Origin of the sequence: Paenibacillus sp. KS1, assembly GCF_001680695.1 — a bacterium.
GTDB classification, from domain to species: domain Bacteria; phylum Bacillota; class Bacilli; order Paenibacillales; family Paenibacillaceae; genus Paenibacillus_B; species Paenibacillus_B suaedae.
On the sequence record NZ_MAIS01000023.1, the window covers coordinates 1 to 26,395 of the forward strand.

Sequence of the window (26,395 nt, forward strand, 5' to 3'; positions counted from 1 at the left end):
CGGTTGAACGATTTCTTTCGACACCTGATTTACAGTTTGAATCGGTTGAACGACTTCCTTCACTTCCTTCGTTATCTGTTCCGGCTTTGCTTGTTTATAAGCTTGATTGAAAGCTTGATTGAAAGATTTATAGTAGTCTTCCAGATACCGTAAGTGCTCTTGCAGCTGCTCGACAAGTAAGCGATTCGTTAGCATCCATCTACCGAGCAGAAATTGTGTGCGATGCACGGAGTCGAGCACTTCCTTGATCTGATCATCTTCCAATTGTTCAGAATGTGTATCGATTACCGTCTGCTTATATACCTGCACCCTTCGATACGTACACAGGTGAAGCTCACGCAGCGTATCTACCATTGACAAGATTTGTATAACATGCAATTCTTTACTTTTCTGATCCCATCTCATATCCAACGCGTGGATGAGATGGAACACCGATAGCAGCATTTGAGACAAAGGTTGAAAGGTCTTAATCATCATCCACCTCGATCCATCTATTAATAATCGAATTCGTTTGAATCAGAATCCAGCTCTTCGCCTATATCATTCTGCTTTGTGATCGGGGCGCTGGTCTTGACAGCAGGATCTCTTGTTTGTGCTTGGAATTCCATATGTACGACCATATTCAGCTTCTTCAGCAGCAGCCACTCCGCCATTAGCATCGAATCCAGAATTTGTACAACAGAGGAGTTGTAATCCACAATTTCCTTAGGTGTCGGATGAGTTGGGAAGTTCTTATCCTTGCCAACGAACGCCTTTGCTTTCTCAGCCTCGGTAAGGAGCAGCTGTCCAAGGGCACCTTCTTCCAGAGAGAGCGATTGCAGTAGATGCGCAACTGCCTCGTCAATTGATGGAATATGATCATCATTTTTTTGAATGCTCATGTTCTCCCTCCTCTCTCTCCGGATATGGGCGAAATGCTATTCTTCACAATCCTCAAAACAGTCATGCTGCTTCTCAAGTCGAATCACATCTTCCAGCTTAAAGTGCAACAGAATCTGATTTTTCACAACGTTTCTCAGCATGCGATCAACACTTTCATTAATTTGAAGCGCTTCGGACAAGCATACATCCCGATCTCTAAGTATGGCCTGAATTTTTTCGCCTTCCGCATTGATAATATGAGACAATCCAATTTCCTCAAGGGCGATTGAGGTTAGCAGCAGGTTCACAACTTCTTTTCGTTTCAGAATAATTTCCGGTTTTATATCCGGAACATTTGGCATGGACATGATACATCTCCTCCTTATTGAGGTGCTACTCACAGACATTTACAGTTCGATTCCTCATATTTTTATGCCATAGACAAATACATCATGCTGAGTTTCGAGCTTTGTTTGTCCATTGAACATGATCAACTTGTAAAAAGAAAGTACATTCTCCTGCAGATTATTCCACTCCACAGGAGATGTAAGCGCAACGAGGTGCTTGACAGTTTAGATGACTATACCTGCAGGTAGTTTACAATCCAGGGAAGCTGCTAAGTATATTGTCTAACTTAAATTGAAGAAGCATTTCTTTCTTAATTACATCTTGCAATGTTTTTCTTACACTGTCGTCAATCGCCAGCAATTCCGCAACCGTTGCCGCTGGGGTGATGCCAGGTGCAAGTGTACCAACAACGAGTTGAATTTTCTCTGCCTCTGCATTCACGATGTGAGCAAGAGCCAGTTCTTCCAGAGCGATAGAAGCCAAAAGCAACGTTACGGTTTGGCCAAGGGTAATCGTAATAGTCGGAGTAATATTTGGAATATTAGCCTGTGACAAAACTGTTCACCTCTCTCTTTTCCTTTGCAAGCACCTCATTGCAACTTACGTTACTCATCCTATGTCTGAGGGTTTATCTCATATGCTAAATTCTGAACAATGCTTTTTAATCTGTTCTCACCCGAATATCAATTTCAGGCACTGCATACAGTTACTTATCTTATACGAAGCTGAAAAGGAGTGAATGGATTGCAATCTCCTACTTTATCCATCTGCTTGATTGCGCGGAATGAAGAGGATGTCATCGCTCGCTGCCTGCAGAGCATCAAGCCTATCGCAGATGAAATTATTGTTGTGGATACAGGATCAACGGATCGTACAATCGAAATATGCCAGGAGTTCGGCGCAACCGTGCTTAGACATGAGTGGCAGGATCATTTTTCATTGGCACGCAATTATGGATTAGAGCAGGCATCAGGTGAATGGATTATGTGGATGGATGCTGATGAGGAAATGGATGTGGATGATCGTCAGACAATGAAGAATCTGCTTCCTACCTTAGACAAGGATATCTACTCGATTCATTTAGTTAATTACATTGGAACAACTGTTCAAGCGAATGAATCATTTCATATTGCTCATGCTCGCCTCTTTCGAAATCACAAGGGATTTAAGTTCCAGTTCAGTATTCACGAGACATTGAATGTTCATGAAGTGCTGCCAGATCAAGATGAATCGCAGATCGATACATTGCCAGTCAAAGTGTACCATTACGGTTATTTGAATGATGTAACTTATGCCAAGAACAAAAGCGAGCGCAATATAACGTTATTGCTCAAAGCAATCGAAGCCAAAGAGCCAAATCCATGGCTGGAGTATCACTTAGCGAGTGAATATTCGCGTATGAAGCAGTATGATTTTGCTTTTAAATACGTGAATTGGTCAATTGTTAGATTCCTATCCGAAGGACTTACGCCGCCATCGCTTGTATATAAGCTGAAATATTCGATTCTACTGGAGACAGGAAGTATAGAGGGAGCTTGGCCAGCCATTGACAAGGTATTAGTGCTTTACCCCGATTATGTAGATCTTCATTTATACAAGGGTGTCATCCTGCATCAACTGGGCAAACACGAACAGGCACTCGAAACGTTCGACCATTGTATTGCATTAGGCGACAAACAGCTGAACCATTTAACCCTTCACGGCAGCGCTACCTTCCACGCCTATTATTATAAGGGACAATGTTATGAGCAATTAAATCAGCCACAAGATGCATGGTCAGCTTATCGTTCAGCCCTGAACTTCTATCCTGAATATGAGCCTGCCAATCTTGCACTTCAACAGTTGCTCGTCTCTCATCCTGATTTGCACGAACAACCATCACCAATTTCATAATTTATATAAAAAAAGCCTGAACCCTCCGTCAGTGTATCACTGGCAGTGAAGGTTCAGGCTTTTGACATTCAAGCTTTCAGACGAAGCTAGCAACTCGGATCTCACTCTTGATATGCTGCGTTGTATCGCCTTGTTTCGCATCATAATCCGTTAAACTGATCCCATTCAGATTCGGCACCTGGACATTGCGGCGAATCAATCTCAATCGTTCTGCCCTAGTCTCATGCAGGCCATCCCGCTTAGCCTCTCCCACCATCCACACCGCATTCACTTCAGGATTTAGGGAGCGTTTGAGTGCCCGAAGCTGCCTGCGTTCAGGTGCAGGAAGATATTCTGACGCATCGATCAGAAAAATATAATCCTGTGTGGCCTGTTCTGATCCTTGTTGTATGATGTATGCTTCACCTGCATCCATATCTTCCGTTGCATCGATCCACCGAATGGGAACAGACGTCTCCAGTTCAACGTCTTCCCGCTGTTCTCCGGTACAATTACATATGATAATTTCATTTGCCACTTCATGAATCGAAGCGATGCAAGCTTGCAATGGCTCTGTTCGTGCTCTCCAGCGAATGCAGAAGGTAATGGTTGACTCTGCTTTGTACAACAGGTCAAATATATCAGCCCCCCACTTCCGGCGTGCTTGCTCCCGATTCGTATGCAGCAGCATCATCAAGCTTGACTGCTCGAGCTGATTCGTCGTCACATGGCCCACATGATGGATGAAGGAATCATTCGCAATTAGCATACGATAACCCGCATTCGCTGTCCGCAAACATAGATCATCATCCTCATAATTTCCTAATCCGTAGCGTTCATCGAAGCCCCCTACCTCTTCGACAACACTTCGCTTCATCAGCATGCAAAATCCAACAAGTCGGCGAACTTCTGTCACCGTTCCAGCAAATTTATGTTCATGTTCCCTCGCAAAATTGTTCAAGTCCCATAAATCGGTATACGTTACCGGGATTTGTTGATGAGCACTCGAATAATTCGTAAACGGTCCGACCATGCCTACATCTTCACTGGAGTGAAGCACGCGCAGCATATTGGTCAACCAATTTGGCGTGACAATGGTGTCATTATTCAAATAAAGAATATGATCCCCTGTCGCAAGAGCTGCTCCTTGATTGCATCCTTTTGAGAATCCTGCATTCACCGCGTTTTCAATCAAGATTACATCCGACTGCAGTCTCAGATAGGGAAGCGTTAAGTCCGTCGAACCATTGTCAACGACAATTAACTCGTAAGGCTCCGTCGTATACTTACGAATGCTTTCTAGACATCGAATCGTATGAGCAAATTGATTCAACGTGAGTATCACAATACTGACCTTCAACACAATCCCCTCACTTCGCAATCACATACTTGGGAAATATGACTGTAATTAATGAAATGCCTCTACAATTTGATTCTCAACTGTTCGTATCGTTCCTCGCCAAGCTTCTCACGGAAATATTTCTGATTATGAAGCATACTTGGATGAGAGGGAAGGTAGCTGAGTGCAAACTCGTTATGATAGCAAGCCCTCTCGATGTCACCAAGACGATCATGACATACACATAGCTGCAAATGCGGTACCCACGTCCATGAGGATGGCTCTACCATAGACATTTGCGCTTCATCTGCTGGAAGCAGTGTAGCTTGCTCGAACCAGTACTTCGCTTGTTGAAAATGCCCCGAGTCCACCCACATGGCCCCAATCGCACAGCATATTTCCGCTCGCGGCTTATCATAGACGAAACTGCGGAACAGCGCCATAAACTGTTCGGTACGTTGACCCAACTTGCCATAACACTCCGCCATTTTTCTGCACGCCTGAATATTATCCTCTACCCACCCTTGCTCTGTTTCGAGGAACTTCATATATCCGTGTGCTGCTTCTTCGAACCGGGAATGATCTCGCAATTCATTCGCAAAATAGTATAGATCGCGAGGCGTAAATTGCTCTCCCTCGGCAAGTCTCTTCTCGTAAATTCGCAAATTGCGATCGGTATATGCTTTATCCTTCTTATGTGTGACACACACATCACTATGAATAATATGTCCGCCTACTTCCAAATATTCGTGCACTGGCCCATACCATTTGAACCCACGATCACGCCTAACTAAGCGATTTCGCCGCAGACTAGACGTAACATTCCCCTTATCATCAACCATTAATACATAGTGCATGGTCACACTATCAACATCACGAGTGAGTGTCTTCTTCAGCTCTACTAGTAGGCGTTGATCCTTACTCTCTATCACATCGTCCGCATCGAGCCATAGAATATATTCTTGAGTAGCTTGACTGAAGGCATAATTCCGTGCAGCAGCAAAATCGTCAATCCATTCAAAATCAAATATACGGGCTTGATACTGTCCTGCAATTTCCTTCGTCCGATCTGTAGATCCCGTATCAACAATAATGATCTCATCAACAATGTTATGGACTGATGCAAGACATTGCGCTAGTGCAATCTCCTCATTACGTACAATCATACATAGACTAATCGTGATTGATGCAGACTGATCCATCGTCATTTCTGCCTCCTCAATATGTGAATCTAGCTGTACCTGATTAGACTGAGCTAGCAGCAGGTCAAGCGCTTCTCTGGCTTCTTTATGGCTGCGATCTACCTCTAGACAATTCTCATAGGCCTGTATCGCTTCTTCCCGATGATTAAGAACTTCATGGCACTTCCCGACATAATACCAAGCGTGGAAGCTTCCAACTCCTCGCAGCGTAAGATGATAGATATTTTGTTCCCCCAGCTCAACACAGTACTGAAATACAGGCAATGCATGTTCAACCTTTTGTTTTAAATACAAGATGATCCCCTTGTAGAAATGGAGATCAACGTAATCTGGATATAACGCGATCGCCTTATCGATCGAAGGCCATGCCCCTTCATAACTGCCCATGATCAACATAAGCTCATATTTTAATTTATATAGAAGCGACGGTGGCAGCTTCCCCTGTTCTACAAACCGCATAACAGAAGTATTTACAGACTCATAAGCTTCAGCATACTTTTTCAGCCGATACTGCTCACTTGCAATATGATAATCGACCCACGGGTTGTAGTCCGGCTTGTCTTTCTCCATCTGTAACAATCGCAAGTTCCGCTCCGACTTGTTCCGCAAATGAGTTACTACTTCTAGGTAGCCATAGTGATGAAGTTGTACCGGCAAGATTTTAACATCGAATTGCTCGCCCAGAACCTCATGTACATTTACCTGTTCATGGATCGCTCCGACGAACTGGAAACCCATATGATTGCGAAGCAGCCGATGCTGACCAATTAAGTATGTTTTCTCACTGCTAGGTGTGTCTTCCCCAATGTAGTTCAACAGCTGAATTACACCGATGTGAGCTTGCTCTTCTTGCAATATATCTCGAATCAACATGGCTTGATCTGAATCCAGCCTCTCATCCGCATCCATCCATAATATCCAGTCGCCAGTTGCTTGCTTCAGGGCATAATTGCGAGCTTCGGCAAAGTTGTCATTCCACGGCATTTCATATATGTTCGCTCCATATGATTGGCATATTGGAATCGTCTGATCGGATGATCCCGTGTCGACAATAATGATTTCATCTACAACATTCTTGACGCTGTCCAGACAAATGCCGATAAATGTCTCCTCATCCTTAACGATCATGCATAATGATAGTCGCTTCTCCAACTTCCCATCCCCTTTTCACATCGCTACAAACGATATATGCCGCAAATAGCCCAGTCGTGCATGTCGGAAATGGGTTCCTTTGACTTCAACGCTATCATGTCGTCCAAATTCTACGATATTCATAGATTTCTTTGTTACATTTCGTAAATGTAACAACATTGTCTTCAGTTTTTAATGTTCATTTAATGTTCCTTTCGTATTATTTGTATTAACGGAAATAGATCAATAGAAGGAGGTCCGTTGCCAGATGAAAACAGTTTATATTGAATTCCAACAACGAAAAATACCCGTGTTTTGCACAAATATGTCCCACAAAAATACATTCTCACTACTTATGGATGCACTTAACCGCAAGATGAATACAGGCAAGCGAGCGATCAAGACCTGTCTTGAAACCTTGATCAGTATTGAAATTATCGGCTCAGAGGCAATCTTGCATTCAAGACGTGAAATGGACACTGTAGCATTGTCCTTATATTAATCATTCGTGCATTTGAATTCCGACAGAATTGTTTTGATAGATCATTGCAAAAGGCGTAATTCCTTTTTGGAATTACGCCTTTTGCAATCTTTACACGTTATTCTTTTGTAAATTCAAACTTGACACGATACATTTTGTATCATACATTACAAGTATGTGTAACGTAACTTATGAATCTGCGATCCTACTCTAGCATATTTATGACAAAGGAGTCCTGCTATGACCTTTGGAGAGCGCTTACGCAATTTACGAACGGCCCGCAACATGTCGCAAGAGCAAGTAGCTCGACATATTGGATTAACTCGTTCGGCATATAGCCATTACGAAATTAACAATCGGCAGCCCGTCTATACAACCCTTCTTAAGCTAGCTGTCTTATTTGATGTATCCGTGGATTACCTAATCAATGATAACTCCTATCTGGAATCACGCGAGACGAATCAGCTTCTACAGCTATGGCACGGGCTTGATGCCGACTCAAGACAGCAGACACTCCAGCTCATGAGGCAATCACTCTACTCCAAGCGATAGAGTTTACGACCATCCCTATTTTACTTGAGCAGGCAATATAATGTAGAATGTCGTTCCATGTCCTTGCACACTCTCAACGCCGATTCTTCCTAAGTGCAATTCAACAATTTCTTTGGCAATTGCCAGCCCTATACCGCTGCCGCCTGTCATTGAATTTCGCGACTTATCATTTTTGTAGAAACGGTCGAATAGATAAGGCAAGTCTTCTTCTCCCACACCAATTCCGGTATCCGTGATTTGAATATGCACCGCTTGCTCCTGTTTCAGATAGTCCACTTCAATGGTAATCGAGCCGCCAATTGGCGTAAATTTAACCGCATTATAAATAATGTTGTCAAATACCTGCATCATACGATCAATGTCCACTTCCAGCATAAGACTTACAGGCGGAGCATTGCGGTACGTCAAGTTGTAACATGCGAACATTAACCCTCTGCTTCGCAATTCCAACTCGTAATGCTCTTCCAGATGCGAAATAAAATGTTCAAGAAGTACAGATTCTATCGATACAGGCACCCTTCTTGCTTCTAATTTGGACAACTCAAACAAATCGTCAATCAGATGATTCAAGCCATTAATTTTATTTAGCATGAGGCGAATATATTTCTTCTGCTGCTCTCTATCCTGAATTACCTCATCTTGGAGCGCCTCCAAGTAACCACGAATTAAGGTCATTGGTGTTCGCAAATCATGTGAAATATTCGTAAATAGATGCCTGCGGGAGGTCTCCATCCGCTCTAACTCATAATTTTTCATTTCTAAATTTGCGTTCATTTGAGTTAAGGCAGCTGTGCGCTCTTGGATCCGCGCTTCTAAGTTAGCATTCAACTCTCGTAACTCGATCGTTACAGATTCTACGTCGTACATCGCCTTGGAATATCTCATTGAGATCATAAGCGACTGCATGAAAACGCAAAATACAAGTCCACTTGGAGCCAAGTCTCGAATGGGAGCAAGCGAATGATAATATAAAATATCATTAAGAACCAATATATTGAAAACAGTAAAGCCGAATAATGCAATATGCGCTCCCATCCGATGATTATAGACAGCCTTCATATTCATTATGATTACATAGCAAGCCGCTGCTATCACATATAATTGGTAAAGCAGAAGGTAAGAGGTGAACGTACGCACAGGCAGGAAAACAATGGAGCCAATTAGCAATGCTCCTGCTACATTCATTATCGTATACGTCCTATAGCAAGCGTCCTCATAAAATAAATATCTCACATATCCGCATCCTGCCATCGTCGCCACGATCATTAGCACATATTCCAGGCGAATAACGAAATACCACGATAAACCAGGAAACCAAGTAAGCAGAATGGCATCTCCCGACGTTAGGATTCGGATTGCCATTGCAATACAAAGAATCGCAAATAGAAACGTATACCAATCCTTACGCCTCTCTATGAACAGACCAATATGATAGAGCCCCACCATTAATAAGCAGCCGAACAGCATACTGTCCCTAACCAATTCCAATCTGCTCTTGCTTATGATTTTCTCCGATGAACCCAGGTATAGTGACTGCCATATTCCTCCACGATGATGCGAGAAATTCGTAACCTCGATAACGATATCTGCGGTGTTTCCAGGAGTACTCACCATAACCATGCGTTGCTTCATAGAAGGAACAGAATAGTCCTCAAACTCGGAGACTTGTCCTTCATGAATAATCGGCTTACCATTCACCCACATGCGATATGAACTATATATGCTGGGGAGCCATACACCCAACAGATTATCCTTCGCATTCTTCTTTATCGTAAGATAATACGTCGCGACTCCCGTACCCGTCTTGGAGAACCCCGGATTCGTTAACTGATTCCAAGAAGATGGCACCTTCACATCCGCCATCATTGAAGGGGAATCCGTTAATTTCTCCGTAGGAAGCAAGCTCCCCCATTTCATCTTCCACATTCCGTTCAATGGCACAATTCCATCTTTTTCAAAATTCCAGTTCCGCAAATCAAGTATTCCATTTTCCGCGCTCGGAGCACGCTTCGAATCAATAATCGCCCCTGCAACATGTAGAATAATTATAGTTACAATAATCATGGCCATCATAATATGAAAAGTTATTCGACGCATCGATGACGCCCTCCTCAACCCTTCCATTTTATAACATACTTTCTTATTTGACGATAGAAGAATCCAAGGAATTAAGGTTTCATGTCGCAATTAGGAATAGATTGCCATATCCTGACGATTTTCGCTATAATGAAAGAAGTGGCGGAGGTGATAACCTGCAGTGAACGAGAGCAAAATATTAATCGTAGATGATGAAATAGAGATTACTGAACTCATATCCTTATATTTGCGCAGGGAAGGCTACCGTGTATACGTTGCAGACAACGGATATACCGCCTTACAGATGATGAAGGAAATTGAACCAGACTTAATTATTTTGGACATCCTCCTCAAGTCGCTAGATGGTATTGAGGTATGCAAGGAAGTGCGCAAGACATCGAATGTTCCAATCCTCTTTATAAGCTGCAAGAGTGACGATGTAGACATTATATTAGGTCTTACAGTCGGTGGAGATGATTACATTACGAAGCCATTCAGCCCTAGTCAACTCGTTGCTAGGGTCAAGGCCCATTTGCGCCGCAACTCTCTGTCTGCTCAAGCACTGCAACGCTCGGCTCAACATAGACTGTCCTACGAAGAATTGGAGATGGATTTGCAGAGCCACACCGTGACCGTACAAGGCAAAGCTGTTGCACTATCTGCCAAAGAATTCGACTTACTCGCGTATTTGGCACAATCGCCGAACAAAGTATTCAAGTTGGAACAATTGTATCAGCATATCTGGAATACCGAGAGCTTCGGTGATACACGAACACTCATGGTACATATTAGCAATCTACGCAAGAAGATTGAACCGGATCCTACACGCCCACGCTACATCGTAACCGTACGAGGTGTAGGGTACAAATTTCAAACCGAATAACCAGCTCTACACCAATACCCGCATGAATTCATCTCATGCGGGTATTGCTTTCGTAAACTTTCTGGAAGCTTGGGCTTGTTTATAGTACAATAACGCTTAGTGTTAAGGAAGTTTGAACAGAAGAAAGGAAGTCACATTACATGTACATGTCTACTGACTGGAAAGACTATGAATTAATTGATACAGGCGGCGGAGAGAAACTTGAACGCTGGGGAGATGTTGTGCTTCGTCGTCCCGATCCACAAATCATATGGCCTCTTGAAAGGGAGACAGATATTTGGCGCAATGTACACGGCCATTATCATCGCAGTTCCTCTGGCGGCGGTCAATGGGATATGAAGAAGCCTATTCCAGAGCGTTGGACGATTGAATACAAGCATCTCAAGTTCTATATTAAGCCAACGAACTTTAAACACACAGGTCTGTTCCCTGAACAAGCAGTAAACTGGGACTGGATGATGAACAAAATTAAGAGTGCGAATCGTCCAATTAAAGTTCTTAACCTGTTCGCTTACACTGGCGGTGCAACAGTGGCCTGTGCATCTGCTGGCGCCGAAGTCTGCCATGTTGACGCTGCTAAGGGGATGGTGCAGTGGGCGAAGGAAAATGCCGCGTTGTCCGGTTTGGAATCTCACCCTATCCGTTTCATCACGGACGATGTATTCAAGTTCGTACAAAGAGAGCAGCGCAGAGGCAACAAATATGACGCCATCATTATGGATCCCCCTTCCTATGGTAGAGGACCTGGCGGAGAAACGTGGAAGCTGGAGCAAAGCTTGTATCCGTTTCTTGAGTTCTGTACGACAATAATGTCGGACAATCCACTTTTCCTGCAAATCAATTCATATACGACTGGGATCTCGCCTACCGTACTAAGCAATATGCTGAGTATGACAATGAAAAAGCGCTACGGCGGCAAGCTGTCCTCAGGTGAAATAGGCATCCCGATTACGAAGTCCGGTATGGTACTCCCTTGCGGTATATTGGGAAGATGGGAGGCATAACGATAGATGTTAAGCCAACCTGCAACTCCGCATATTGGCATCTTATACGAGGATAATCACGTAATCGTTGTCGAGAAGCCAGTTAATATCTTGTCACAAGCGGACGATACGCAGGATGCAGATATGGTGACCTTACTGAAGCAAGACTTGAAGGAGCGTTATGCGAAGCCTGGCAATGTCTATGTAGGTCTAGTCCACCGATTGGATCGTCCTGTCGGTGGAGCCATGGTATTCGCGAAGACGAGCAAGGCTGCCTCACGCTTATCTGATGTCGTTCGCACACACAAGCTGGGCAAGACTTACATGGCTGTCGTTCACGGCCGTCCAGCTAAGACCAACGGGACACTAACTCACCATTTGCTGAAGGATGTCCGCACGAACACAGTCCGCGCTGTTGCTCCTGGAACTTCAGGAGCCAAGGAGGCACGCCTGTCTTATGAGGTAGCTGGCATGAGCGGCGACATGACGCTTGTGCGTATAGAGCTTCATACCGGACGACCGCACCAAATTCGCGTACAAATGAAAACGATTGGTTGTCCATTATATGGAGATCAGAAGTACGGCGCTGATCGCAATAAGCCTGGTCAGCAGATTGCTCTATGGTCTGTGCAGCTATCGTTCCCCCATCCGACTACGAAGGAAGTTATGGAGTTTAGATCTCAGCCGCCCATGGAATACCCATGGAATCTCTGGGATCCGGCAATCTATTCTTCCTGTTGATGTACTTTCTATGTACATCAACAAGTAAGCTAGGGCAATCTTACCGATTCGGTAAATAATCATCGCACGCAACACCGTGACTGTACGATCGCATTGCTGAGAAGCAACCTTCTCTCGATGCGATTGTACACGATGCGTTCATTTGCAGACACAGTCATCATTCAGTCATGCTCATTTAACGCATGGTGTTATTCGTGTATGAAAGGAGGAAAATAGGAAAATGAGTAAAGGACGGTATGTACGAACAGGATTGCTGGTCATTGCAATTGTTCTCTTGATTTTATCCACTGCTTGCGCAATTGCCGCGCCATCACAGCTTGTCGATCAAGATGCATCTAGTTCGCAATCAACAACGGGCAGCGAACAGCAGACAAAGCCTCAACCGGCACATAAAGCAGCACTAGCTCAGCATAAGGACAGTTCACCTTCATCGACCGATGCCGATCATCTCAACTCTTCTACGAACATCCCGGCTAGTACGGCCACTACGCCACCTAACAACACGAAGGCAAAGCCATATACTCTTTCCAGCAAGCTTCTTGCGGTAGGAGATATTATGATGCACTCCCCTCAGTTTCCTGCCTATTTCAATAAGAAGACAGGCACATACAATTTCAAGACCTATTTTACTAAGGTGAAGCCTATTCTCGAGACAGCAGATTGGTGTTGGGCGAATCTGGAGACTCCATTGCTAGGCGGCGAGAAGGTCTATACCGGATACCCCATGTTCAACGCACCACCAGAGCTTGCAGATGCCTTGAAGTTCGCAGGCTTCAATATTGTAACGGCGGCGAACAATCATTCATTAGATCGATATGAAGCCGGAGCCCTGCGCACATTGGAAGTGTTGAAGAAAAAAGGGCTGGTAACGAAGGGACTCTCCGCCTCATTATGGGAATCCAAGCAGCCAACATTAGTTGAAAAAAACGGAATACAACTAGGCATTCTCGCGTATACGTACGGAACAAATGGCATCCCGCTCCCGAAGCAGAAGCCTTATCTTGTCTCTCTCATTGATGAGAAGCGCATGATACAGGATATTCAGAATACGAAGAAGGCTGGAGCTGACGTTGTCGCAATTGCCATTCATTTCGGCACTGAATATGAGCACACGCCGAATCAAGAGCAAATTCGACTGGCGCGTTCGCTGATCCAAGCTGGAGCAGATATTATATTGGGCTCTCATCCACATGTCATTCAACCCTATGAGCGTATTACGGTAAGAGAGCCCGACGGCTCTAAGCGCGATGGGCTTATTATTTATTCAATGGGGAACTTTATATCCAATCAAACTGGCAATGGTACTGATATTGGAGTAATCTTCGGTGTAGAAATTAATAAGCATATGCCTGAAGGCACAATCGAACTAAAAAATGTGACAACGATTCCAACATGGGTGCATATTGAAGGTGCCCGTGACAAGCGCAAGTACCGTGTACTCCCACTGGAACAAACGATCAAATCACATTCTGACAATCGATTAAGCACTCAGCAATATCAGGCAATGAAAAAGATGCTCACCAGCGCGACAAGCCATCTTGCCTCAAGATCGGCTGTACCGGTTATACTCAATGTCTCGCCTTCACCATAGATTATTGGCCTGCACGAACAGGCTCTGACGCTGCAGCCGTCTCTTTCTCAACAGTAGACGGTTGTGGCGGCTGAGTTAGCTTGCCAAGCAAAAGGATAAGCAGCTGCTGGTTATGCGTTGAGATCCGATGTAAAATTTCATTCCAGTAGTTCTCTCGAATAGCGACTCCACGGCGCATTTCCTGTTCTCCGAATTCGGTTGCCTGGATCCACACAATTCGACGATCATCCTGGTCTCGCTCTCGAATAATTAGAGCATTCTTCTCCATCCGATCCATCAATGTTGTAATCGCAGCAGGAGTCGTAGCTAAGTGAGGCAACAGATCAGAAGGCTTAACCTTCCCATATTCCGCAATTCGTTCTAATACGGTTAACTGGCTCTCTGTCAAGCTTGGCGCCAGGGACTCGTCCATCATTGACTTATAATCCTTGGATAACTTCGACCATAGCTTGGCAAATTCGGTTGCATGCATGCAAACGACTCCCCCTTTATTCCATGTCGATCTACAAACACCTAAATTATACCACAGCAAAGTAGATAGGACATCCCTAATCTTAGCATAATGCCATTTAATTACAAATTTATTGCCAAAGAAAGTTCAGGAACCAAGCAATCAACTAGCACATATACTGTTGTATAGGCATCTGTCACACCAACTTCTCACTAATTTGATGCTTTAACTGCAAGGAGGGGACACAATGGATCAGGACAAATCCGGTATTTTCCGCAAAGCAATGGAGATCGGGATCATAAAAGACCCACAATGGATAGAACGACTCGATGAGCCCGTACCATTGTGGGTCCTATTAGAGATTATCAATACCCTGCACGATGTGTTGAATCCACCGCATAAGCCATTCGATTAGACGGATGGTGGGTTAATAATCATCGTATTTACAATACTATCTTCCTTATCGATTGCAACCAAGCTTCGGCCTTGCGCTCTCTTATCCATGAGAGGGGCATGTTCAGTAATAAGCTGATGCAAGTGTCCCTGTTCCGTAATGATCGTAATCGGATACGACTCTTTACTGAAGTAAGCGCCAATTAACTTCTTCCCATTCGGCTTCACTCGCTTCCCTTCTTTGAACTCGAATGTAGCCATTCCTTTACCGCCGCGTCCCTGTGTTGGGTAATCCAGCAGCAACGAACGCTTGCCCCATCCAATATCCGTTAGAACAGTAATCTCGCCCTCTTCACCAGTGACCCGAAGAGCTGCTGTGATTGCATCGTCATCCTTAAGCTGCATTCCACGAACACCACCAGCTGCGCGTCCCATCGGATTCACTTCCGCTTCTGTAAATCGGATAGACATTCCTTGCTCGGTCACGAGAAGAAGATCTGCCGCCCCATCACTGAGCATGACAGCCAACAACGCATCTTGGTCTGCTACTTTACAAGCAGCGACTGCCCCTGTACGGTTGGTTTCGTATTCCTTGAGCATCGTACGCTTTACTTGGCCACGACGCGTAACGAACAAGAGCGAACTCAACTCGTCTGCGAATGACTTGACTGGAATGACAGCTACGATAGAGTCTTCCTTTGCAATCGGAATCACATTGACGATGGCTGTACCATTGTCCTTCCACTTGAATTCTGGAATCATATGGACAGGCAAGGAGAAATATTGTCCCCGCTGCGTAAAGATAAGCAAGCGATCCAAGGTGTTCACTTCATAAATTTGACGGATGTAGTCGCCTTCCTTAACACCAGATGCATCCCATTCTCCGCCAGATCGTGTGAAGGATAGCTGACTCGTCCGCTTGATGTATCCATCATTGGACAAGGTGACGAGAACATCCTCGGCATTTACGATGACCTCAAGGTTCACCTTGATTTCCTCGACTTCCCCCTGCACGACTGAACGGCGATCAATTCCATATCGATCACGAATATCCGTCAGTTCCTTCTTAATTACCTTCATCAGCTTCTTGCTGCTCTCCAGAATCGAACGAAGGTCGGCAACCTTCTTTCGAATATCCTCTAATTCCTTCATCAATGAAGTCAATTCCAGATTCGTCAAGCGGTACAGTTGCAATGTCAAGATCGCATCAGCTTGACGTTCAGAGAAGCCAAATTGTTCAATCAAGTTATGCTGTGCATCCTGACGATTCTTCGAAGCTTTGATAGTCGCGATAACCGCATCTAATATATCAAGTGCCTTTACCAAGCCCTCCAACACATGTGCGCGGTCTTCTGCCTTCGACAAGTCATATTGGGTACGATTCGTGACAACTTCCTTCTGGTGTTCAATGTAGGCTTGGAGCATAGGCAAAATACCCATTTGCATCGGAGCCTTGTTCACGATCGCTACCATGTTGAAGTTATAGGTCACTTGCAAGTCGGTCTTCTTGAACAAATAGTTCAAAATGCCGTTCGCATCCGCGTCCTTCTTGAGCTCAACGACGATACGCATCCCTTCGCGTCCACTTTCATCACGAACCTCTGCAATACCGTCTACTTTCTTCTCTAATCGGATGTTCTCCATTGCGGTAACGAGACGCGACTTCACGACCTGATACGGGATTTCGGTAACGACGATCTGCTGACGACCTCCGCGCATCTCCTCAATATCCGTCTTCGCGCGAATGTAAATGCGGCCCTTACCCGAACGATATGCATCGCGAATGCCTTCAGCACCCATGATGATTCCGCCTGTAGGGAAATCCGGACCTTGCACAATGTTAATAATCTCATCCAGATCAATCTCGGGCTTGTCGATCATGGCGATGCATGCCTCAATCACTTCCCGCAAATTATGTGTGGGAATTTCCGTTGCAAAGCCGGACGAAATCCCGCTAACGCCATTTACGAGCAAGTTCGGGAAGCGCGAAGGCAATACAACAGGCTCTTCTTCCGTATTATCAAAATTTGGACGGAACGGAACGGTGTCTTTCTCAATATCCCGAAGCAGCTCCATAGCAATGGAGGACAATCTGGCTTCTGTATAACGCATTGCAGCTGCTGGATCATCATCGATTGACCCCCAGTTGCCGTGACCGTCAATCAGGACATGCCCCATCTTCCATGGCTGCGCCATGCGCACCATGCCGTCATATATTGAAGAATCCCCGTGCGGGTGGTAATTACCCATGACGTCCCCGACCGTTTTGGCCGACTTACGGTATGGCTTTTCCGGTGTGTTGCCGGATTCATACATTGCATACAAGATGCGTCGCTGTACCGGCTTGAGACCGTCCCTGACATCGGGTATCGCACGATCTTGAATGATATATTTGGAATAGCGCCCGAACCGGTCGCCAACCACGTCTTCCAAGAACGCGGGTTTGAATTGTTCCGATACGCTCATGTGTCTCTCACCTTTCTATTCCTCGAACTCCGCAAAGTCAACGTTCTCTACGATCCAGCGCTTACGCGGCTCCACCTTGTCGCCCATTAATGTCGTCACACGGCGCTCTGCCTTGGCAGCGTCATCGATCTGCACCTGCAGCAGTGTTCTCGTCTCCGGATCCATCGTCGTTTCCCACAGTTGATCGGGATTCATTTCGCCAAGACCCTTATAGCGTTGAATTTCAGCGCTTTGTCCGAACTGCTTCACGTAGCTGGCAAGCTGCTCGTCCGTCCAAGCATAGCGAACCGTCGAGTGCTTGCCCTTCTTATGCGATATCTTATAGAGCGGAGGCTGTGCAATATATACCTTGCCCTTATCAATAAGCTGACGCATATAACGATAGAAGAACGTGAGCAGCAGCACCTGAATATGCGCACCGTCAGTATCGGCATCTGTCATAATAATGATCTTCGCGTAGTTGCTCTCATCCGCATCGAAGTCGGAGCCTACCCCTGCTCCGATTGCATGGATAATTGTCCGATATTCATCATTCTTCAAGATGTCGGCCAGCTTGGCCTTCTCCGGGTTCATCGGCTTTCCCTTCAGCGGCAGGATTGCCTGCGTCTTGGAATCGCGCCCTTGCTTCGCAGAACCGCCCGCCGAGTCCCCTTCGACGATAAAGAGCTCATTGCGTGTATAATCCTTAGACTGCGCTGGTGTCAGCTTGCCGTTAAGGTTTGAGCTCTCGCTGCGCTTCTTGCCTGAGCGCACATCCTCTCTCGCCTTACGTGCCGCTTCACGCGCCCTTGACGCCTGAATGGCCTTCTTGACTAACATCTGCGCAATTTGTGGGTTCTCCTCCAGGAAAATGCTCATATGCTCTGCTACGATTGTATCTACAGCGCCCCTAGCCATGGCACTACCGAGCTGATCCTTCGTCTGACCGACAAATTCCACATCGGACATCTTCACATTAATGACCGACATCATGCCTTCACGTAGGTCGTTGCCGTCTAGGTTTTTATCCTTTTCCTTCAACAAGCTGTTCTTGCGCGCATATTCATTCATCACACGCGTGTAGGCTGTCTTGAAGCCTGTCTCATGCGTACCGCCGCCACGAGTTGGGATCGAGTTTACAAACGATACGATTGTCTCCGTATACCCATCGTTATATTGAAGTGCAATCTCAACCTCAACATCATCCTTCTCAGCAGTGAAATGAATCACTTCATGCAGCACGTTTTTATCTTCATTTAAAAAGCGTACAAACTCGCTTGCTCCGCCTTCATAAAGGAAAGTTTCTTCCTTCCCTGTCCGCTCATCTTTCAATGTGACCCGTAAGCCAGAGTTCAAAAATGCAATCTCCTGCAATCGTTCAGCAAGATTGTCATAATTCAAATGAATATTGCCATGGAATACCTTCGCATCCGGCTTGAATGTTACCTTCGTGCCTGTGCGATTCGTATTACCGACAATCTCCAGCCCCGTTACCGGTTCGCCGACATGTTCTTTGCCTTTCTTATCCGTCCATGTCTCAAAGCGCATGCGATGAATCTTGCCGTCTCGACAAATCTCCACCTCAAGCCATTCCGATAACGCATTCGTGACTGAAGCGCCAACGCCGTGCAGACCGCCAGATTTCTTATAGCCTGCACCACCGAACTTACCACCCGCATGCAAGATCGTATAGACGACCTGCGGGGTCGGTACCCCTGTCTTATGCATACCTGTCGGAATTCCTCGTCCATTGTCTCGAACGGTGACCGACTGGTCCTTGTGAATTGTCACATCAATCTGAGAGCAAAATTTGGCGAGATGCTCGTCGACAGCGTTGTCTACGATTTCCCATACCAGATGATGCAGCCCCGAGGAGCTTGTACTGCCAATATACATCCCTGGCCGTTTGCGTACCGCGACAAGCCCTTCGAGCACTTGAATGTCGTCAGCCCCATACTCAGAATTGCGGTTGCCAGATGCCCCCCCATTCTCAGGCGACTGTCCGAACATATCGACTTGCTCGACCATTCATGCTCCTCCTTCAAAAATACATGTAGTGCATAATCAATAATCATGCGTGTTCCATACCATAATACGTGCTTCATACCAAATGCGTACTTCACAAATAAAATGCTACCTTATTAGCGTTCCAACCTTCGTTGGCAAAAGAAAATCTGCCGCTGCCGGACGAGAGGAACAACAAAATGCCCCATTACTTATATCGTCCGGATGCAAACAGATGTTTCGCATTCTTGTATATTTTAATTCAAGATGTCCTGTTTCGTAAAGACACGGAATGCAATGAATAGGGAAATAATGCCCCATACACTTAATACAGCAAGCGAGAACGGCAAGCTCATCCCTTCTACAGGGGCCGGTGTACCCGCCATATAGTCCGTCAATTTCAAGTTAATCATGAACAGATATTTGGCAGTCGGCCAAGAAGAGGCCATATTATACAAGATGGTACCTGCGATCAGGGTAGCCATTAAGGTTACAATACTTGCCGCTGTGCTCCGGACGAGCACGGATATCATAAACCCAAGTGCTGCGACTACGATGCTGGAAAACCAGATAAGGCCACATTGCATAAGCAAGTACAGCCATGAGGGAAGCGTATGTACGGCATTGAAATCCACGTTCGTGCCCGCTACCGAGAATCCGGTAAATATCGGAAAAGACCAGCCTCCATACCCGAAGACCGCCCCTGAAATCAAATAAGCAAGCAGTGCTGTCATCACGACAATGATTCCGGTAAACATCATCAGGACAATCCATTTGCTCATTAACACCTTCCACCTGCGAACCGGCCTAGTCAGCAGCATCTTGATCGTGCCGGTAGACCGCTCCGATGAAACGATGTCCGAAGCAATCGCCATAACAAGCAGCGGAATGAACAGAGTTACTGCATTGTCCATAAAAGTACGGGTAAATGTCACCCCGTTCGGCTCACTCGGATTCACATCATGGTCCAAATAATATTGCAGCTGCTGCAGCATAATGAGCCGATACTTCTTCCACTCTTCGGGTATTCGGTCGCTTCCGAGCGAATTTTGAATATCGGTGATGCGCTGCTGCAACTCCAGTCGCCAGTCCTCTTTGAACTTCTCCCTACTATTTTCCGCCATCTTCATTTGCGCATATGTGAAGACAGGAATTAACACTATCAATATGAGCATGATGACATAAAATCGTTTTTTCTTCAACACTTTTAATGTCTCATTGTGGATAAGCGGCAGCAAGCTACTCAATGCGTTCACCCTCCGTTAATTCTAGAAATAGCTGTTCTAGGGTAGGCATAATATGCTGGATTCCTTCGATTTGGATGCCGGCATGCATCATCTTGCGATTCAGTTCTGGAATGATGTCCGGTGCAGTTTCCGTTACGATTGCGTAATCAGGTATCCCGATCAAGGTAGACTCGTCAATCGGCGCTGTCTCTCGGCTATAGATTGTAACCCTGTCGTTTTCTGCTAACAGCTCCATAGCCCGCTCCGCAGGCTGTGCCTGCCATACTACAAACTGATTGCGTCCCGTAAGCAGCTGTTCGACATCATCTACAGCAAGCACTTCACCATGGCTGATAATCGCAACGCGATCACACATTAGTTGAATTTCACTTAACAAGTGACTCGAGACGAACACAGCCATACCACTGTCAGCCAGCGTACGGATAAATGATCGCAGCTCCTTAATGCCGAGTGGATCCAATCCATTCGTGGGTTCATCCAGAATGAGCAGCTCCGGTTCAGCAAGCAATGCTTGCGCGATCCCAAGCCGTTGTCTCATCCCTAACGAATAGGTCTTCACTTTATCATGAATTCGATTCGACAACCCAACGATCTCGACAACTTCTTGAATGCGTTCTTGACCAATGCCACTTACCATCCGCGCGAAATGTTCTAAATTTTCCCATCCTGTCAGAAAGTTATACATTTCCGGGTTCTCTACGATACAGCCAACATGCCGCAGGGCCCGCTCCGGATCTCGATTCACATCCAGACCACATACTTGAATCCGGCCTGAAGTGGGAGTAATCAAGTCCACCAGCATTCGAATAGTCGTTGTCTTGCCAGACCCATTCGGCCCGAGGAAGCCAAAAATTTCGCCTGCTCGAACCTCGAAAGTTACATCCTTGATAATCAGCTTAGAGCCTATTTTCTTCTTCACATGTTCTACAGATAATATAACTTCCTTCGCATGCTCCATCACTAAGCCACCTCCTGGCCGTCCTCTAGTGTCCTTCTATTATTGAATGCTCTGCACAATCCGCTTCGCAATGGCATCATATCCGTCTCCATTAGGATGAAAATGATCAGAAGATAAATATTTGCTGCTGTTCCGCTGGAACAAATCGTAGGTTGGAACCATCATCATATTCTTGTCCTTATTGATAAACGCATAAGCTGAATCGTTCCATTTCTGAACGACGGCATTTCCTATTTCACGCATCGCCTGCAGATCCGAGAATGGATTATACAGTCCTACATAGATGATAAGCGCATCCGGGTTCCATTTACGCAGTTGAGTCAGCACCTGTTTCAAGTGGACAATGCCAGCATCCACCTTGGCTATGAGTGTATCGAGCTGCATTTCCTTGGCGCTCATCTGTTCCGATTGAGCACCTTGGAATAAGTCATTGCCGCCAATCGTTAGTAGGATGACATTCGCTTGCTTCAATACATAACCCGCACTATCCTTCTCTATTCGTTCCACAAGCTGATCTGCACGAAGCCCGTTCACTGCCAGATTGTTCAGAAGCGTAACCGGCTTCTCCTTGCTCTTCTCAAGCGTACTCAACACACGTCGTACATATCCTTGTCCCGTCCCGTCGCCAGTACCTCTTGTCAACGAATCGCCAAGAGCAGCGATCCGTATCTCTTGCTCCGAGTGAGAGGCGGTATCTGTTGTCGGTGAAGTCTTCACCCCAGGCGCATCCGCAAACGGAACAGAAGCAGGATAGATAATATCCGCAATTCCAAGTCCGAAGCCAACGAGCAAGAGCAGCGTACATCCCACGCCGCATGAAGCAATCCATAACCATTGCCGCGATGCCGTTTTACGACTCATCCTAGTCCTCCTGTCTCAATCCCTGAACTCTGTTCTCCCTTTACATTACCTGTTCAGGTTCCTATTTGCAAACTGAGTCATCTGCTGTTACCACGTTCCCTGGCAACAAGAGAGGCGACCGATCAATTCGGCCGCCTCTTTCATCAATTTCCTATACGATTGTACAAGACACAGAAGCAATTACAAGCAGCAGAATCGCTCCATCGCTACACGCGGTGCGACTACATGTACTTATACTGAGCCGCTACTAGATTGTAATAAGTGCCACGCAGATTCATCAATTGATCATGCGTACCTTGTTCCTGAATAACCCCATGGTCAAGCACAACGATATTGTCACAATTGCGAATCGTAGACAACCTGTGCGCAATAATGAAGGAGGTTCTACCCTGCAGCAACGTCTTCAATGCTTCTTGAATCTTTAATTCGGTCTCGGTATCAATACTTGCAGTCGCTTCATCAAGAATTAATATTCTAGGGTTTGCAAGCAAGGCACGTGCGAACGAGATAAGCTGACGTTGACCCATAGACAGCACATTTCCTCGTTCCTCGACCTCAGTGTCATAGCCATCTTGCATACTTACAATGAAGTCATGTGCATACACGGCCCGTGCTGCCGCTTCTACCTCTGCATCTGTTGCGTCGAGACGGCCGAAGCGAATATTATCTCGTATCGTACCTGAGAAGATGAAGGTATCTTGCAAAACAATACCAACCTGCGACCTCAGACTTTCAATTGTAACTTGCTTAATATCATGACCGTCAATGGTGACACGGCCTTCTGTCGTATCGTAGAAACGGCACAACAAATTGATAATCGTACTCTTACCGGAACCTGTGTGTCCGACTAACGCGATGGACTCGCCTGCCTTGGCTGATAATGAAATGCCCTTCAACGCGGGACGTCCCTTCTCGTATTCGAACATTATGTTCTCGAATTCCACATCGCCATGGATTGGTGGAAGCACTTTTGATTTCGCTGTATCCTCAATAGATGGCTGTTCATCCATAAATTCAAAGATGCGTTCCGAAGAAGCCATGGCAATTAGCATTTGCGAATACATTTGCCCCAAGCGATTAATAGGTTCCCAGAAGTTCCCGATGTACTGGGCAAATGCGAATAGTACCCCAACCGTAATCACATGGCTCTGGATCAAATATGAACCGTACATGAATAGAATAAATGCACCTACAGCGCTTGTTATCTCGATAACAGGGCCGAACGATTGGTTCATGGCAGAAGCGCGATCCCAAGACTTCTTATTCACATTGTTCATATGATCGAAGAATTCCATGTTCTGCTTTTCTTGTGTATACGCTTGAGTGACACGAACGCCTTGGATCGCCTCGTTCAAGTGAGAATTAATCCGCGATTGCTTCATGCGGACGTCCTGCCAAGCGAAGCGGATCTTCTTCCGCAGCTTCGTCGACACTAAGAACATGATTGGAACCGTAATCATAACTGCCAGTGCAAGCTGAACATTCAAAAACAAGAGGATAATGATAATACCTGCCAGCTGCATGCAATCAATTAGCGTATTGACAGCACCGTTCGTGAACAGTTCCTGCAAGGAGTTGACGTCGTTCGTCACGCGCACTAGCACGGAACCAGCTGGACGTTTGTCATAGAAATGGAATGACAGCTTCTGAATGTGCTTGAACAGATCCCCTCGCAAATCATGAATAATGCGCTGGCCAATCACATTCATAAATTTGATGCGGAACGCATTGGCGCCCCACTGCACAATATAAAGTCCAAACACCGTTCCCGCGATCATATACAGCATACGCAGCGATGGGTTTCCGTCAGCGGGCTGTATCGCATGGTCAATGGCATAGCTGATGAGAAATGGGATTGCCAGTTTCGTAAGCGTACCCAGAACCATCATTACCAACAATACCGGCAGCAGTTGGCGTTTATACGGCTTCATGTACACCAGCAGGCGACGCATCTGAGCCCAGTTGAACGGCTTTTCTATTGCTTCATCATCTTGATAGACGAATCGAGAACGCTTACGTTCTGCGTTCTCCGCAGCTGTGTTCTCGTCTTCATTCGCCGGGCTCGCCGCCGTGGATGCTGCTGTGAATCGTGCTCCACTCATACTCTCACCTGCTCTCTGTTCGACGTTCCATCGGTGGTAGAATCCATCTGATCTTCTGACTCAAACTTATCAGCATACTGAATACGATATACATCTTGATAGGTACCCGGCACCTCAATCAATTGCTCATGAGTACCTCTCTGTGCGATGCTCCCTTGATCCAATACCAGAATCTCATCTGCATGCCGCAGCGACGAGATACGGTGTGCGATTATAAATACCGTACGTCCACGCATAACCTCTTGGAAGCCAGCCTGAATCGCATGTTCAGTATCCATGTCAACGGCACTTGTTGCGTCATCCAATATCAGAATCTTCGGATCCTTCAGCAGCGCGCGGGCAATCGCAATCCGCTGCTTCTGACCGCCTGAGAGTCCCATACCGCGTTCGCCCACAATCGTATCATAGCCAAGCGGCAGCTCCATAATGAAGTCGTGTGCTTGCGCAAGCTTCGCTGCTCGAACCACTTCTTCTTCGGTCACATCATCTCGTCCGTAAGCAATGTTGTTATAGATCGAAGATGAGAACAGGAATGTCTCTTGGAATACGGTAGCCATCTGACTGCGGAGACTCTTCACATCCAAGTCTCGAATATCATGACCATCTAGCATAACGCTACCTGACTTCACATCATACGCGCGCATGAGCAGTTGAATAATTGTTGACTTGCCCGCTCCTGTACCGCCAAGCAATCCAATCACCTTCCCAGGTGTTGCGTCTAGCGTAATGTGGCTAAGAGCGTTTACATCACCTTCATAGCGGAAGGTAACATCTTTGAATTGAACATGTCCCTTAACTTCTTCATCATTCAATACAACCGCACGATCATTGTTCGCAATGTCAATTGGGGTGTCCAGCAGTTCCAGAACACGCTCTCCAGATGCCTTCGATTGCGTATAGTTATTGATGTGGAAGCCAATTCCCCACATCGGGCCAATGATGTACCAGATCATACTGAAGAAGGCAACTAACTCACCAAGCGTCAGTTCCTTGTTAATGACCTTCGTACCTCCAAGCGCAAGCAGCATGACCACACAGCAGCAAGCAAGAAGTTCCATCACAGGGAAGTATCGTCCCCATAGTGTCGCAGCATGAATTTGATTTTCCTTATACGCTTCAGACCGTACAGAGAATTTATCGACTTCATGGCTTTCACGCGCGAAAGATTTGACCGTACGCACGCCCGTAATATTCTCCTGTACTGCCGTTGTCAGGCGGCTGAAGGCGACGCGCATTTCACGGAAGGCCGGATGTATCTTGGACTCGAACCGAAGCGCGACTAGAATTAACAGCGGTATTGGGATAAGCGTTGTTAGCGTTAACTTCCAATCAATTGAGAACATCATTCCCGCACCAAATAGAACCATCAGCACCATATTCAAAATTTGTGCGAAGCCGAACCCAACAAAGTTGCGTATCCCTTCAAGATCTGCAGTCAAGCGGGACATCAAATCCCCTGTTCTTGCCTTGTCATAGTAACGGAATGAAAGGAATTGCAGCTTGCGATAGCAGGCATTTCTCATTTCGTAGGCAACATAGTTGCCTAGACGACCGCCAAAATAGCCGTGTAAAAATGTGAGGGTGCCTTTGATGCTGACAACGACGACCACCGTCAATGACAGCCAAGGCACCCAATCGAATCGTTCTTTTGCTATGACGTCGTCAATCAAGATGCGCAGCATATTGGGATACACCAATCCGAGCGCTGTTGCCGCCATCAAGCAAAGTATAGATACGAATAGGTAGCCTTTTTTCGGCCAGTAAAAAGTGCTTAGCCGCTTGAAGACGTTCATGATTTCTCCTCCCCTTTTCTACGTTCTCGTGAGATGTAATGCAGTTTATCATCATGAAAACACAACAGCAAAACGCCAATT

23 protein-coding genes and 1 pseudogene are annotated in these 26,395 nt (G+C 45.9%); 8 read left to right on the forward strand and 16 right to left on the reverse strand.

Going from position 1 to position 26,395, the window contains the following annotated elements:
• From BBG47_RS09885 to BBG47_RS09900, 4 genes are all read right to left on the reverse strand, one after another.
• The coding region (locus BBG47_RS09885) for a hypothetical protein (protein WP_175400511.1) at nt 1-477 on the reverse strand (477 nt) is incomplete at its 3' end.
• Nucleotides 478-494: 17 nt separating this feature from the next.
• Nucleotides 495-881 (reverse strand): alpha-helical endospore appendage domain-containing protein, encoded by a 387-nt coding sequence (locus BBG47_RS09890; protein ID WP_044357194.1) that lies wholly within the window; start codon nt 879-881, stop codon nt 495-497.
• A gap of 36 nt (nt 882-917) precedes the next feature.
• Nucleotides 918-1,229 carry an alpha-helical endospore appendage domain-containing protein gene (locus BBG47_RS09895; RefSeq protein WP_021254599.1) on the reverse strand — a complete coding sequence of 104 codons (312 nt, stop codon included), beginning with the start codon at nt 1,227-1,229 and terminating at the stop codon, nt 918-920.
• A gap of 229 nt (nt 1,230-1,458) precedes the next feature.
• The gene (locus BBG47_RS09900; protein WP_021254600.1) at nt 1,459-1,764 is read right to left on the reverse strand and encodes an alpha-helical endospore appendage domain-containing protein; all 306 of its coding nucleotides are present in this window, start codon (nt 1,762-1,764) and stop codon (nt 1,459-1,461) included.
• 180 nt (nt 1,765-1,944) lie between these two features.
• Between BBG47_RS09900 and BBG47_RS09905 the strand changes: the two genes are divergently transcribed.
• Entirely contained in the window at nt 1,945-3,102 is a 1,158-nt protein-coding gene (locus BBG47_RS09905) for a glycosyltransferase family 2 protein (RefSeq protein ID WP_483310713.1), read from the forward strand.
• A gap of 76 nt (nt 3,103-3,178) precedes the next feature.
• On the opposite strand, the gene BBG47_RS09910 is transcribed toward BBG47_RS09905, so the two are convergent.
• From BBG47_RS09910 to BBG47_RS30675, 3 genes and pseudogenes are all read right to left on the reverse strand, one after another.
• Entirely contained in the window at nt 3,179-4,441 is a 1,263-nt protein-coding gene (locus BBG47_RS09910; RefSeq protein ID WP_065291617.1) for a glycosyltransferase family 2 protein, read from the reverse strand.
• Between the two features lie 62 nt (nt 4,442-4,503).
• On the reverse strand, nt 4,504-5,622 hold the full coding sequence (locus tag BBG47_RS09915; RefSeq protein ID WP_065291652.1) for a glycosyltransferase family 2 protein: 1,119 nt from the start codon (nt 5,620-5,622) through the stop codon (nt 4,504-4,506).
• 801 nt (nt 5,623-6,423) lie between these two features.
• A pseudogene (locus tag BBG47_RS30675) lies at nt 6,424-6,750 on the reverse strand (glycosyltransferase family 2 protein); the annotation flags it as partial.
• A gap of 271 nt (nt 6,751-7,021) precedes the next feature.
• Here BBG47_RS30675 and BBG47_RS09920 point away from each other — a divergent pair.
• Both BBG47_RS09920 and BBG47_RS09925 read left to right on the forward strand, forming a co-directional pair.
• Nucleotides 7,022-7,255 carry a hypothetical protein gene (locus tag BBG47_RS09920; protein WP_021254604.1) on the forward strand — a complete coding sequence of 78 codons (234 nt, stop codon included), beginning with the start codon at nt 7,022-7,024 and terminating at the stop codon, nt 7,253-7,255.
• Between the two features lie 219 nt (nt 7,256-7,474).
• Nucleotides 7,475-7,786 carry a helix-turn-helix domain-containing protein gene (locus BBG47_RS09925; RefSeq protein WP_021259129.1) on the forward strand — a complete coding sequence of 104 codons (312 nt, stop codon included), beginning with the start codon at nt 7,475-7,477 and terminating at the stop codon, nt 7,784-7,786.
• Between the two features lie 15 nt (nt 7,787-7,801).
• Here the strand turns inward: BBG47_RS09925 and BBG47_RS09930 are convergent, their stop codons facing one another.
• Entirely contained in the window at nt 7,802-9,883 is a 2,082-nt protein-coding gene (locus BBG47_RS09930; RefSeq protein ID WP_065291618.1) for a sensor histidine kinase, read from the reverse strand.
• Nucleotides 9,884-10,043: 160 nt separating this feature from the next.
• Between BBG47_RS09930 and BBG47_RS09935 the strand changes: the two genes are divergently transcribed.
• The 4 genes from BBG47_RS09935 to BBG47_RS09950 all read left to right on the forward strand — a co-directional run bounded on the left by BBG47_RS09935 (nt 10,044) and on the right by BBG47_RS09950 (nt 14,060).
• The gene (locus tag BBG47_RS09935) at nt 10,044-10,745 is read left to right on the forward strand and encodes a response regulator transcription factor (protein WP_065291619.1); all 702 of its coding nucleotides are present in this window, start codon (nt 10,044-10,046) and stop codon (nt 10,743-10,745) included.
• Nucleotides 10,746-10,885: 140 nt separating this feature from the next.
• A complete protein-coding gene (locus BBG47_RS09940) occupies nt 10,886-11,749 on the forward strand; it encodes a class I SAM-dependent methyltransferase (RefSeq protein WP_065291620.1) in 864 nt (287 codons plus the stop codon).
• A gap of 6 nt (nt 11,750-11,755) precedes the next feature.
• A complete protein-coding gene (locus BBG47_RS09945; protein WP_065291621.1) occupies nt 11,756-12,469 on the forward strand; it encodes an RluA family pseudouridine synthase in 714 nt (237 codons plus the stop codon).
• Between the two features lie 220 nt (nt 12,470-12,689).
• Nucleotides 12,690-14,060, forward strand: a complete 1,371-nt coding sequence (locus BBG47_RS09950; RefSeq protein ID WP_065291622.1) for a CapA family protein — start codon at nt 12,690-12,692, stop codon at nt 14,058-14,060.
• Between the two features lies 1 nt (nt 14,061).
• Here the strand turns inward: BBG47_RS09950 and BBG47_RS09955 are convergent, their stop codons facing one another.
• Nucleotides 14,062-14,532, reverse strand: a complete 471-nt coding sequence (locus tag BBG47_RS09955; RefSeq protein ID WP_021254611.1) for a MarR family winged helix-turn-helix transcriptional regulator — start codon at nt 14,530-14,532, stop codon at nt 14,062-14,064.
• 226 nt (nt 14,533-14,758) lie between these two features.
• Here BBG47_RS09955 and BBG47_RS29880 point away from each other — a divergent pair, with 226 nt between their 5' ends.
• The gene (locus BBG47_RS29880; RefSeq protein ID WP_021254612.1) at nt 14,759-14,926 is read left to right on the forward strand and encodes a hypothetical protein; all 168 of its coding nucleotides are present in this window, start codon (nt 14,759-14,761) and stop codon (nt 14,924-14,926) included.
• On the opposite strand, the gene gyrA is transcribed toward BBG47_RS29880, so the two are convergent.
• The 7 genes from gyrA to BBG47_RS09990 form a co-directional block, all read right to left on the reverse strand.
• Nucleotides 14,923-17,370 (reverse strand): DNA gyrase subunit A, encoded by a 2,448-nt coding sequence (gene gyrA, locus BBG47_RS09960; protein ID WP_065291623.1) that lies wholly within the window; start codon nt 17,368-17,370, stop codon nt 14,923-14,925. The genes BBG47_RS29880 and gyrA overlap by 4 nt on opposite strands.
• A 15-nt stretch (nt 17,371-17,385) precedes the next feature.
• Entirely contained in the window at nt 17,386-19,377 is a 1,992-nt protein-coding gene (parE, locus tag BBG47_RS09965) for a DNA topoisomerase IV subunit B (RefSeq protein WP_065291624.1), read from the reverse strand.
• Between the two features lie 233 nt (nt 19,378-19,610).
• The gene (locus tag BBG47_RS09970; RefSeq protein WP_021254615.1) at nt 19,611-20,600 is read right to left on the reverse strand and encodes an ABC transporter permease; all 990 of its coding nucleotides are present in this window, start codon (nt 20,598-20,600) and stop codon (nt 19,611-19,613) included.
• Nucleotides 20,593-21,558 (reverse strand): ABC transporter ATP-binding protein, encoded by a 966-nt coding sequence (locus BBG47_RS09975; protein ID WP_065291625.1) that lies wholly within the window; start codon nt 21,556-21,558, stop codon nt 20,593-20,595. The genes BBG47_RS09970 and BBG47_RS09975 overlap by 8 nt, the downstream gene beginning before the upstream one ends.
• 39 nt (nt 21,559-21,597) lie before the next feature.
• Nucleotides 21,598-22,419: a GDSL-type esterase/lipase family protein gene (locus tag BBG47_RS09980; protein WP_065291626.1), complete on the reverse strand. Its 822-nt coding sequence runs from the start codon at nt 22,417-22,419 to the stop codon at nt 21,598-21,600.
• 221 nt (nt 22,420-22,640) lie between these two features.
• Nucleotides 22,641-24,521 carry an ABC transporter ATP-binding protein gene (locus BBG47_RS09985; RefSeq protein ID WP_065291627.1) on the reverse strand — a complete coding sequence of 627 codons (1,881 nt, stop codon included), beginning with the start codon at nt 24,519-24,521 and terminating at the stop codon, nt 22,641-22,643.
• Nucleotides 24,518-26,314, reverse strand: a complete 1,797-nt coding sequence (locus tag BBG47_RS09990) for an ABC transporter ATP-binding protein (RefSeq protein WP_065291628.1) — start codon at nt 26,312-26,314, stop codon at nt 24,518-24,520. Before BBG47_RS09990 ends, BBG47_RS09985 begins: the two co-directional genes overlap by 4 nt.
• Nucleotides 26,315-26,395 lie beyond the last annotated feature (81 nt).